The 10,519-nt window shown below is 70.0% G+C and carries 8 protein-coding genes; 7 read left to right on the top strand and 1 reads right to left on the bottom strand.

Going from position 1 to position 10,519, the window contains the following annotated elements:
* Positions 1–13: 13 nt before the first annotated feature.
* A complete protein-coding gene (locus ACFWGJ_RS35810; protein WP_387332948.1) occupies positions 14–994 on the bottom strand; it encodes a helix-turn-helix domain-containing protein in 981 nt (326 codons plus the stop codon).
* Between the two features lie 146 nt (positions 995–1,140).
* Here ACFWGJ_RS35810 and tkt point away from each other — a divergent pair, with 146 nt between their 5' ends.
* The 7 genes from tkt to ACFWGJ_RS35775 are packed head-to-tail and all read left to right on the top strand — an operon-like array spanning position 1,141 to position 10,370.
* Positions 1,141–3,228, top strand: a complete 2,088-nt coding sequence (tkt, locus tag ACFWGJ_RS35805) for a transketolase (protein WP_387332946.1) — start codon at positions 1,141–1,143, stop codon at positions 3,226–3,228.
* A 19-nt stretch (positions 3,229–3,247) separates the two neighbouring features.
* A complete protein-coding gene (gene tal / locus ACFWGJ_RS35800; RefSeq protein ID WP_387332944.1) occupies positions 3,248–4,393 on the top strand; it encodes a transaldolase in 1,146 nt (381 codons plus the stop codon).
* The gene (gene zwf / locus ACFWGJ_RS35795) at positions 4,390–6,303 is read left to right on the top strand and encodes a glucose-6-phosphate dehydrogenase (protein ID WP_387332942.1); all 1,914 of its coding nucleotides are present in this window, start codon (positions 4,390–4,392) and stop codon (positions 6,301–6,303) included. The genes tal and zwf overlap by 4 nt, the downstream gene beginning before the upstream one ends.
* On the top strand, positions 6,300–7,232 hold the full coding sequence (gene opcA, locus ACFWGJ_RS35790; RefSeq protein ID WP_387332940.1) for a glucose-6-phosphate dehydrogenase assembly protein OpcA: 933 nt from the start codon (positions 6,300–6,302) through the stop codon (positions 7,230–7,232). Before zwf ends, opcA begins: the two co-directional genes overlap by 4 nt.
* Complete coding sequence (gene pgi, locus ACFWGJ_RS35785; RefSeq protein WP_387332938.1) at positions 7,225–8,874, top strand: glucose-6-phosphate isomerase; 1,650 nt, start codon at positions 7,225–7,227, stop codon at positions 8,872–8,874. The genes opcA and pgi overlap by 8 nt, the downstream gene beginning before the upstream one ends.
* Positions 8,875–8,889: 15 nt before the next feature.
* Complete coding sequence (gene gnd / locus ACFWGJ_RS35780) at positions 8,890–9,768, top strand: phosphogluconate dehydrogenase (NAD(+)-dependent, decarboxylating) (protein WP_387332950.1); 879 nt, start codon at positions 8,890–8,892, stop codon at positions 9,766–9,768.
* Between the two features lie 14 nt (positions 9,769–9,782).
* Positions 9,783–10,370, top strand: a complete 588-nt coding sequence (locus ACFWGJ_RS35775; protein WP_387332936.1) for a histidine phosphatase family protein — start codon at positions 9,783–9,785, stop codon at positions 10,368–10,370.
* Positions 10,371–10,519 lie beyond the last annotated feature (149 nt).

Below are 10,519 nucleotides of genomic sequence, written 5' to 3'. Positions count from 1 at the left end.
CTCCACAGCCGTGTCAGCGCAGCTCCGCCCGGAACGCCACCGGGGTCGTGCCCGTGTGCTGGGTGAAGAACTTGGAGAAGTTGGCCGCGTCCGGGAAGCCCACGACGGCACCGATGCGGCCGATCGGCATGTCCGTGTGGGCCAGCAGGCGCTTGGCCTCCAGGACGACCCGTTTGTCGATGAAGCCCTTGGGTGTCTCGCCGGTGGCGGCGCGGACCGCGCGGACGAGGGTGCGCCGGGAGTAGCCGAGGGCGTCCGCGTAGGCGCTGACGCTGTGGTTGGTGACGAAGCCCTTCTCGACGGCTTCGCGGAAGCGGGTGAAGGTGCTGTCCGCCTGCGCGTGGGCCGCGTCGGCGGCGCCGGCCGCCAGATGGGCCAGGCGCAGCAGGAACGCGGTCAGGGTGTGCCGCAGCACGGCGGTGTGCAGGCTGAGCGGCAGGGTGCGCGTGTCGACGTACTCGCGCTCCAGCTGGGCGAGGGAGTTCTCCAGTCCGGTGAGCTGGTCGCGGTCGGGGCGCAGCAGCGGGGGCAGGTCGTAGCGGTAGAGGCCGGTCGCCTCGACGGTGGCGCGGGGCAGGAAGCCCGGCTGCATGATCAGGGCCGTGCCGCGGTAGTCCGCCGCCGAGGAGAAGCGGTGCACCTGGCCGGGCCGGATCCACAGGAGCTCGCCGTCCCCGGCCTCGTACTCGTCGAAGTCGATCATGTGGCGGACGGGGCCGCCCGTGAAGAGCAGGACGACATGGAAGTCGATGCGGTGGACGCGTTCGATCTGTTCACCCGAATGCCAGCTGCGGCCTGCTTCCATCGGGCCCACCTGCATACCCACACCGAGGACGCTGAGGTCGACGGGGAAGGGAAAGGTCTTGATCCCGGTCCGGCCGTCGTCCTGTCCGCTCTCACGTCCACCCTCGTGCCCGACTCCGTACTCGCCCTCGTACCCGCCTTCGTACCCGCCCTTGGATCCATCCTCGAATTGAGTACTTGTGTCCGCCATGTCCTTCTCTTACCGGCTCGGTCCCGCGATCGTTGTCCCACTTTCACCAAAGGCTGACACAGGGGCACCTTCCCCAGTAAAAGTCTGACTTTTAAGGTTGAAGGCATCAGAGCAGTTATCTGGCTTTCGGTGAGGATTTGTTGAAGATGAGCGCGCAGACACCTGACGGCTTGGAGTGGACCGACCTGGACCGGCGAGCCGTCGACACGGCCAGGCTGCTGGCGGCGGACGCCGTGCAGAAGGTCGGCAACGGCCACCCCGGCACCGCGATGAGTCTGGCCCCGGCGGCGTACACCCTCTTTCAGAAGGTGATGCGTCACGACCCCGCCGACCCGGAGTGGACCGGCCGCGACCGCTTCGTCCTCTCCCCCGGCCACACCTCGCTGACGCTCTACACCCAGCTCTTCCTCTCCGGCTACGAGCTGGAGCTGGACGACCTGAAGGCGTTCCGCACCCACGGCTCGAAGACGCCGGGACACCCTGAGTACGGTCACACGGCCGGGGTCGAGACCACCACGGGACCGCTGGGCCAGGGGGTCGCCAACGCGGTGGGCATGGCGATGGCCGCCCGCTACGAGCGCGGCCTCTTCGACCCGGACGCCCCCGAGGGCGAGTCCCCCTTCGACCACACCATCTGGGGCATCGTCTCCGACGGCGACCTGGAGGAGGGCATCTCCGCCGAGGCCTCCTCGCTCGCGGGCCACCAGAAGCTCGGCAACCTCGTCTTCCTCTACGACGACAACCACATCTCCATCGAGGGCGACACCGCCACCGCGTTCTCCGAGGACGTGCTCAAGCGGTACGAGGCCTACGGCTGGCACGTCCAGCGGATCGAGCCCTCGACGGACGGCGACACGGCCGGTGACATCGACGTGGCCGCCCTGTACGAGGCCCTGACCGCCGCCAGGAACGAGACCGGGCGGCCCTCGATCATCGCGATGCGCACGATCATCGCCTGGCCCGCCCCGAACGCGCGGAACACGGAGGCCTCGCACGGCTCGGCGCTCGGCGCGGAGGAGATCGCGGCCACCAAGCGCCTCCTGGGCTTCGACCCCGAGCAGTCCTTCGAGGTGTCGGACGAGGTCCTCAGCCACGCCCGGCGCGCCCTCGACCGCGGCGCCGAGGCCCATGCCGCCTGGAACAAGCAGCTCGCCGAGTGGCGCACCGCGCAGCCCGGGCACGCGAAGCGCTTCGACCGCATCGTGGCCGGACAGCTGCCCGAGGGCTGGGAGAGCGCGCTGCCGGTGTTCGAGACCGGCACGTCCGTGGCGACCCGCGCGGCCTCCGGCAAGGTGCTGCAGGCGCTCGGCGGGGTGCTTCCCGAGCTGTGGGGCGGCTCCGCCGACCTCGCGGGCTCGAACAACACCACCATCGACAAGACGTCGTCGTTCCTCCCCAAGGGCAACCCGCTGCCCGAGGCCGACCCGTACGGCCGCACGATCCACTTCGGCATCCGCGAGCACTCCATGGCCGCCGAGATGAACGGCATCGCGCTGCACGGCAACACCCGCGTCTACGGCGGCACCTTCCTGGTGTTCTCCGACTACATGCGCAACGCCGTCCGCCTGTCCGCGCTCATGCAGCTCCCCGTCACCTACGTGTGGACGCACGACTCCATCGGTCTCGGCGAGGACGGCCCGACCCACCAGCCGGTCGAGCACCTGGCCTCGCTGCGCGCCATCCCCGGGCTGAACATCGTGCGCCCGGCCGACGCCAACGAGACCGCGATCGCGTGGGCCGAGATCACCCGGCGGCACGCGGTGCAGCCGGCCCCGCACGGCCTGGCCCTCACCCGTCAGGGTGTACCGACGTACGAGGCCAATGCCGACGCGGCGAAGGGCGGCTACGTTCTGCGCGACTCCTCCACCCAGGCGCCCGAGGTGATCCTGATCGCGACCGGCTCCGAGGTGCAGCTCGCCGTGGCGGCACGCGAACAGTTGGAAGCCGAGGGAGTGGGCACCCGGGTGGTGTCGATGCCGTCCGTGGAGTGGTTCGAGGAGCAGTCCGCCGAGTACCGGGAGAGTGTCCTGCCGACAGCCGTGAAGGCCCGTGTGGCGGTAGAGGCGGGCATCGGTCTCACCTGGTACCGGTACGTCGGTGACGCCGGACGCATCGTCTCCCTGGAGCACTTCGGTGCCTCCGCCGACGCCAAGGTCCTGTTCGCCGAGTACGGCTTCACCGCCGAGAATGTCGCCGCGTCCGCGCGGGAATCCGTCGCCGCCGCCCGCGGTTGATCCGACTGCACGAAGGAAGATGATCACTGTGACCCAGACCGTCACCACCGCTGAACCCCTCAAGTCCCTCTCCGGCGAAGGCGTCTCCATCTGGCTCGACGACCTGTCCCGCAAGCGCATCACCTCGGGCAATCTCGCCGAACTCGTCGAGACCCGGCACGTCGTCGGCGTCACCACCAACCCCTCCATCTTCCAGGCCGCGATCGGCTCCGGCGAGGGCTACGAGGAGCAGCTCGCCGACCTCGCCGCCCGCCGCGTCACGGTCGACGAGGCCGTACGGATGATGACCACCGCCGACGTCCGCGCCGCCGCCGACATACTGCGGCCCGTGTACGACGCGACCGGCGGCCGGGACGGCCGGGTCTCCATCGAGGTCGACCCGCGCCTGGCCCACGACACGAAGGCGACGGTCGCCGAGGCCAAGCAGCTCTTCTGGCTGGTCGACCGCCCGAACGTCATGATCAAGATCCCGGCGACCAGGGCCGGACTGCCCGCGATCACCGAGGTCATCGGCCTCGGCATCAGCGTCAACGTCACGCTGATCTTCTCGCTTGAGCGCTACCGCGAGGTCATGGACGCCTACCTGGCCGGCCTGGAGAATGCCCAGGCCAAGGGGCTGGACCTGGCCACCATCCACTCCGTCGCCTCCTTCTTCGTCTCCCGCGTCGACAGCGAGATCGACAAGCGGCTGACGAAGGTCGGCACGGACGAGGCCCTCGCGCTCAAGGGCAGGGCCGCGCTGGCCAACGCGCGGCTCGCGTACGAGGCGTACGAGCAGGTCTTCGACGGCGAGCGCTGGAACGCCCTCGGTGGCGCCCGCGCCAACAAGCAGCGTCCGCTGTGGGCCTCGACCGGCGTCAAGGATCCGTCCTACAAGGACACGCTGTACGTCGACGAGCTGGTCGCGCCCGGCACCGTCAACACGATGCCCGAGGGCACGCTGAACGCCACCGCCGACCACGGCGAGATCCGCGGCGACACGGTGAGCGGCGGTTACGCCCAGGCCCGCGCGGACCTGGACGCCGTCGAGAAGCAGGGCATCTCGTACGACGAGGTCGTCGGGCAGCTGGAGACCGAGGGCGTCGCGAAGTTCGCGGTGGCCTGGGACGAGCTGCTGGACGCGGTCACGGTCTCGCTGAACAGCAAGGGAGTTGACGGCGAATGAGCAAGAACCCTCCCGAGGGAGCCCCGACGGAGGCGGCCGGTACGGAACCGGGCGCCTCCGGGCCCGGGCCCGACCGGGCGCCGCGGGCCAAGAAGGCCGCGAGCGCCAGGAAGACCGCAAGCGCCGCGAAGACCGCGGGTACCAAGAGCGCCGCCGTCGCCAAGAAGGCCGCGGGCGCCACGAAGAGTGCGGGTGCCGCGAAGACCGCGGGTGCCGCGAAGACCGTGGGTGCCAAGAAGGCCTCGCCTCGTCGTGCGAAGGCCGTTGCCGCCGCCGGCGCGGACGGCTCGGCGTCGGGCGCCGTGGACACGTCGGCGGTCGCGACCGCCGACGCGACCGCCGCCGATCTGGCGCCTCAGTCGCTCGCCGAGGTGCTGGAGCAGGGCGACGGGTGGGTCAATCCCCTCCGTGACCCGCAGGACCGTCGGCTGCCGAAGATCGCCGGGCCTTCCGGTCTCGTCATCTTCGGGGTGACCGGCGACCTGTCGCGCAAGAAGCTCATGCCGGCCGTCTACGACCTGGCCAACCGCGGCCTGCTGCCGCCGGGCTTCTCGCTCGTCGGGTTCGCGCGGCGCGACTGGGAGGACGAGGACTTCGCCCAGATCGTGCACGACTCGGTCCGCGACCACGCGCGCACCGAGTTCCGCGAGGAGGTCTGGCAGCAGCTCGCCGAGGGCATGCGGTTCATCCCGGGCGACTTCGACGACGACCAGGCGTTCGAGCAACTGCGCGCCGCCGTCGACGAGTTGGACAAGTCCCGGGGTACGAGCGGCAACTACGCCTTCTACCTCTCCGTACCGCCGAAGTTCTTCCCCAAGGTCGTCAAGCAGCTCAAGAAGCACGGCCTCGCCGAGGCGCCCGCGGGCTCCTGGCGGCGCGGCGTGATCGAGAAGCCGTTCGGCCGCGACCTGAAGACCGCGCGCGAGCTGAACCGCGTGGTGCACGAGGTGTTCGACCCGGAGCAGGTGTTCCGGATCGACCACTACCTCGGCAAGGAGACCGTCCAGAACATCCTGGCGCTCCGCTTCGCCAATCAGATGTACGAGCCCATCTGGAACCGGTCGTACGTCGACCACGTACAGATCACGATGGCCGAGGACATCGGCATCGGAGGCCGCGCGGGCTACTACGACGGCATCGGGTCCGCCCGTGACGTCATCCAGAACCACCTCCTGCAGCTGATGGCGCTCACCGCGATGGAGGAGCCCATCGCCTTCGACGCCGACTCGCTGCTCACCGAGAAGCTCAAGGTCCTCAAGTCCGTGAAGCTGCCGGAGAACCTGGGCGAGCACACGGTCCGCGGCCAGTACGCGGCGGGCTGGCAGGGCGGCGAGAAGGTGCGCGGCTACCTCGACGAGGACGGCATCGACCCCGGGTCGACGACCGACACGTACGCGGCCGTCAAGCTGGAGGTGGACAACCGCCGCTGGGCGGGCGTCCCCTTCTACCTGCGCACCGGCAAGCGTCTTGGCCGGCGGGTCACCGAGATCGCCGTCGTCTTCCAGCGCGCCCCGCACTCCCCCTTCGACTCCACCGCCACCGAGGAACTGGGGGCGAACGCGATCGTCATCCGCGTCCAGCCGGACGAGGGCATGACGGTGCGCTTCGGATCGAAGGTGCCGGGTACGTCGATGGAGATCCGGGACGTGTCGATGGACTTCGCGTACGGCGAGTCGTTCACGGAGTCCAGCCCGGAGGCGTACGAACGCCTGATCCTGGATGTACTGCTCGGCGACGCCAACCTCTTCCCCCGCCACCAGGAGGTGGAAGAGTCCTGGAAGATCCTCGACCCGATCGAGGGCTACTGGGACACGCACGGCAAGCCCGCGCAGTACGCCTCGGGCACCTGGGGTCCCGGGGAAGCCGACGAGATGCTCGCACGAGACGGACGGAGCTGGCGCAGGCCATGAAGATCGACCTGACCGACACCACGGCAAGCAAGATCAACAAGGCCCTCGTGCAGGGTCGCCGCGCCATCGGCACGCCAGCCGTGGGCATGGTCCTGACGATGGTCATCGTGACGGACGAGGAGAACGCCTACGACTCGATCAAGGCGGCCGAGGAGGCCTCGCACGAGCACCCCTCGCGCACCCTGGTCGTCATCAAGCGGCACGCCCGTACGCCACGCGACCGCACGAACTCCCACCTCGACGCCGAGGTACGGGTCGGCGCGGACGCCGGCACCGGCGAGACGGTCATCCTGCGCATGTACGGCGAGGTGTCCGACCACGCCGACTCGGTGGTCCTGCCGCTGCTGCTCCCGGACGCGCCCGTCGTCGTCTGGTGGCCGGTGGACGCGCCGAAGGTCCCGGTCAAGGACCCGCTGGGCGCCCTCGCGCAGCGCCGGATCACCGACATGTACGCGGTGGAGACCCCGCTGGACGCCCTGGAGGAGCGTGCCGCCGCGTACGCGCCGGGCGACACGGACCTCGCCTGGACCCGGCTCACGCCGTGGCGTTCCATGCTGGCCGCCGCCCTCGACCAGGCCCGCACGAAGATCGTCTCGGCGGCCGTCGAGAGCGAGGCCGAGAACCCGAGCGCCGAACTGCTCGCGCGCTGGCTGGAGGCCCGTCTCCAGGTCACGGTCGACCGGGTCGTCACCGCGGGGCCCGTGGTCACCGCCGTGAAGCTCGGCACCGAGAACGGCGAGATCGTCATCGACCGCCCCGAGGGCCCCCTCGCGACGCTGTCCCTGCCGGGCCAGCCCTCGCGCACCCTCGCACTGAAGGTCCGCAGCACGTCCGAGCTGATCGCCGAGGAACTGCGGCGGCTCGACGCGGACGAGATGTACGCCGTCGCCCTGCACGGGGACGACACCCGGAGGGAGAGCCGTGTCTGACTCACCGAAGCTCACCCACCGCCCCGAGTGGACCGCTCTGGAGGACCACCGGGCCGGGCCGTTCCTGCACGCGCACCTGCGTGAGCTGTTCGCGACGGACCCGGAGCGCGCCGAGCGCTACACCCTGCGCGTGGGCGACCTGCACATCGACTACTCGAAGCATTTGATCACCGACGAGACGCTCGCGCTGCTCCAGGAACTCGCCACCGCCACCGATGTGTTCGGCCTGCGCGACGCGATGTTCCGCGGCGAGCGGATCAACACGACGGAGGACCGGGCGGTCCTGCACACCGCGCTGCGCGCCCCGCGGGACGCGGTCGTGGAGGTCGACGGCGAGAACGTCGTGCCGAAGGTGCACGCCGTGCTCGACCGGATGGCCGGCTTCGCCGAGCAGGTCCGCTCCGGCAAGTGGACCGGCCACACCGGCAGCCGTATCCGCAACGTCGTCAACATCGGCATCGGCGGCTCCGACCTGGGCCCGGCGATGGCGTACGACGCGCTGCGCGCCTTCACCGACCGGGATCTGACGGTCCGGTTCGTGTCGAACGTCGACGGGGCCGACCTGCACGAGGCCGTCCGCGACCTCGACCCGGCCGAGACGCTGTTCATCGTCGCCTCGAAGACCTTCACCACCATTGAGACGATCACCAACGCGACCTCGGCGCGGTCCTGGCTGCTCGCCGGACTCGGCGGTGAACCGGCCGCCGTGGCCAAGCACTTCGTGGCGCTGTCGACGAACGCGGAGAAGGTCGCCGACTTCGGCATCGACACGGCGAACATGTTCGAGTTCTGGGACTGGGTCGGCGGACGCTACTCGTTCGACTCCGCGATCGGCCTGTCCCTGATGATCGCGATCGGCCCGGACCGCTTCCGGGAACTGCTCGACGGCTTCCACCTCGTCGACGAGCACTTCCGCACGGCCCCCGCCGAGTCCAACGCGCCGCTGCTCCTGGGCCTGTTGGGTGTCTGGTACGGCAATTTCTTCGACGCGCAGTCGCACGCGGTGCTGCCGTACTCGCACTACCTGTCCAAGTTCACGGCGTACCTGCAGCAGTTGGACATGGAGTCCAACGGCAAGTCCGTGGACCGGGACGGGAATCCGGTGGACTGGCAGACGGGCCCGGTGGTGTGGGGAACGCCTGGGACGAACGGGCAGCACGCCTACTACCAGCTCATCCACCAGGGGACGAAGACGATCCCGGCCGATCTGATCGGCTTCGTCAACCCGGTCGCCGAACTGGGCGGCGAACTCGCGGCCCAGCACGACCTGTTGATGGCGAACCTCTTCGCCCAGGGCCAGGCGCTCGCCTTCGGCAAGACGCCGGAGGAGGTGCGGGCGGAGGGCGTGGCCGAGGAACTGGTGGCGCACAAGACGTTCAAGGGCAACCACCCGACGACCACGATCCTCGCGCCCGAGCTGACCCCCTCGGTCCTCGGCCAGCTCATCGCCCTCTACGAGCACAAGGTGTTCGTCCAGGGCGCGATCTGGCACATCGACTCCTTCGACCAGTGGGGCGTCGAACTCGGCAAGGTCCTCGCCAAGCGCGTCGAACCCGCGCTCACCGAGGGCGCCGACGTCCCCGGCCTCGACTCCTCCACCAGCGCCCTCGTGGCCACGTACCGCACTCTCCGGAAGAAGTGAACTGACATGACTGCGATGCAGCTCGGTCTCATCGGGCTCGGCAAGATGGGCGGCAACATGCGCGAGCGCATCCGCCGCGCGGGCCACACCGTCATCGGATACGACCGCAATCCGGAGCTCGCCGACGTGAGCAGCCTGGCCGAACTGGTGGGCAAGCTCGAAGGTCCGCGGGTGGTGTGGGTGATGGTCCCGGCCGGTGCCGCGACCCAGTCCACGATCGACGAGCTCGGTGAGCTGCTTGAGCCCGGTGACGTGGTCGTGGACGGTGGCAACTCGCGCTGGACGGACGACGAGAGGCACTCCGAGGAGCTGGCGGCCAAGGGCATCGGCTTCGTCGACGCCGGCGTCTCCGGGGGCGTGTGGGGCCTGCAGAACGGCTATGCGCTGATGGTCGGCGGCGATGCCGGGCACATCGCGAAGGTGCAGCCCATCTTCGACGCCCTCAAGCCGGAGGGCGACGCGGGGTTCGTGCACGCGGGCAAGGTCGGCGCCGGGCACTTCTCCAAGATGGTCCACAACGGCATCGAGTACGCCATGATGCAGGCCTATGCCGAGGGCTGGGAACTGCTCGAAGCGGTCGACTCGGTGACGGACGTGCGCGAGGTCTTCCGGTCCTGGCAGGAGGGCACGGTCATCCGTTCCTGGCTGCTGGACCTGGCGGTCAACGCGCTGGACGAGGACGAGCACCTGGAGCGGCTGCGCGGCTTCGCGCAGGACTCCGGCGAGGGCCGCTGGACCGTCGAGGCGGCCATCGACAACGCGGTACCGCTGCCCGCGATCACCGCGTCGCTCTTCGCCCGCTTCGCGTCCCGGCAGGACGACTCGCCGCAGATGAAAATGATCGCGGCACTGCGCAACCAGTTCGGCGGCCACGCCGTCGAGTCCGCGAAGTAGGAGAAGCAGACATCATGGGCGATCTTCTTCTCGTCCGGCACGGCGAGACCGAGTGGAGCCGGTCAGGGCAGCACACCAGCTGGACCGACCTGCCCCTCACCGCCCACGGCGAGGAGCAGGCGAAGTCCCTCGTCCCGCTCTTCGCCGGGCGGACCTGCGCGCTCGTGCTCACCAGTCCGCTCCAGCGCGCGATACGGACGGCGGAACTGGCGGGGCTGACCGGGGCGGTCGTCGACCCCGATCTGCACGAGTGGAACTACGGGGCGTACGAGGGTGTCAAGACCGTCGACATCCACCGGACGCGTCCCGACTGGTACCTGTGGAACGACGGAGTACCGCCCGGTCCGGACGGGCACACGGGCGAGTCGCCCGCCGACGTGGGCGAACGGGCCGACCGGGTGCTCGCGCACGCGGCGAAGGCGCTCGACGAAGGGGATGTGGTCCTGGTGGCCCACTCCCACTTCCTGCGGGTGCTGACCGCGCGGCGGCTCGGGCTGCCCGCGTCGCACGGGCGGCTGTTCCGGCTGGACACGGCCACGGTGAGCCGGCTCTCGCTGGAGCATGGTCGCCCCGTCCTGGCGGAGTGGAACGCCAAGCCGTAGCGCTCTCGCGCTTCGGCGCGTCCCCACCGGCCCGCGGCCCCGGGCACCCGCTCGCCTGCGGGCCGGTGGGGGTGAGCCGCGCAGTTCCCCGCGCCCCTGAGGGGCGGAGGCAAGCCGGCCCGCTGTTCGGCTGCGGGCCGGTGGGGGTG

This window comes from Streptomyces sp. NPDC060205, from assembly GCF_042728395.1.
GTDB lineage: Bacteria > Actinomycetota > Actinomycetes > Streptomycetales > Streptomycetaceae > Streptomyces.
The sequence above is the reverse complement of the archived record's forward strand: the minus strand, read 5'-3'. Positions and strand labels throughout refer to the sequence as shown.

Excerpts from the sequence above, each read along its gene's own strand:
- zwf (WP_387332942.1), top strand. The coding sequence starts at position 4,390 with ATGAGCAAGAACCCTCCCGAGGGAGCCCCGACGGAGGCGGCCGGTACG.
- ACFWGJ_RS35775 (WP_387332936.1), top strand. The coding sequence starts at position 9,783 with ATGGGCGATCTTCTTCTCGTCCGGCACGGCGAGACCGAGTGGAGCCGG.
- gnd (WP_387332950.1), top strand. The coding sequence starts at position 8,890 with ATGCAGCTCGGTCTCATCGGGCTCGGCAAGATGGGCGGCAACATGCGC.
- ACFWGJ_RS35810 (WP_387332948.1), bottom strand. The coding sequence starts at position 994 with ATGGCGGACACAAGTACTCAATTCGAGGATGGATCCAAGGGCGGGTAC.
- tal (WP_387332944.1), top strand. The coding sequence starts at position 3,248 with ATGATCACTGTGACCCAGACCGTCACCACCGCTGAACCCCTCAAGTCC.
- tkt (WP_387332946.1), top strand. The coding sequence starts at position 1,141 with ATGAGCGCGCAGACACCTGACGGCTTGGAGTGGACCGACCTGGACCGG.
- opcA (WP_387332940.1), top strand. The coding sequence starts at position 6,300 with ATGAAGATCGACCTGACCGACACCACGGCAAGCAAGATCAACAAGGCC.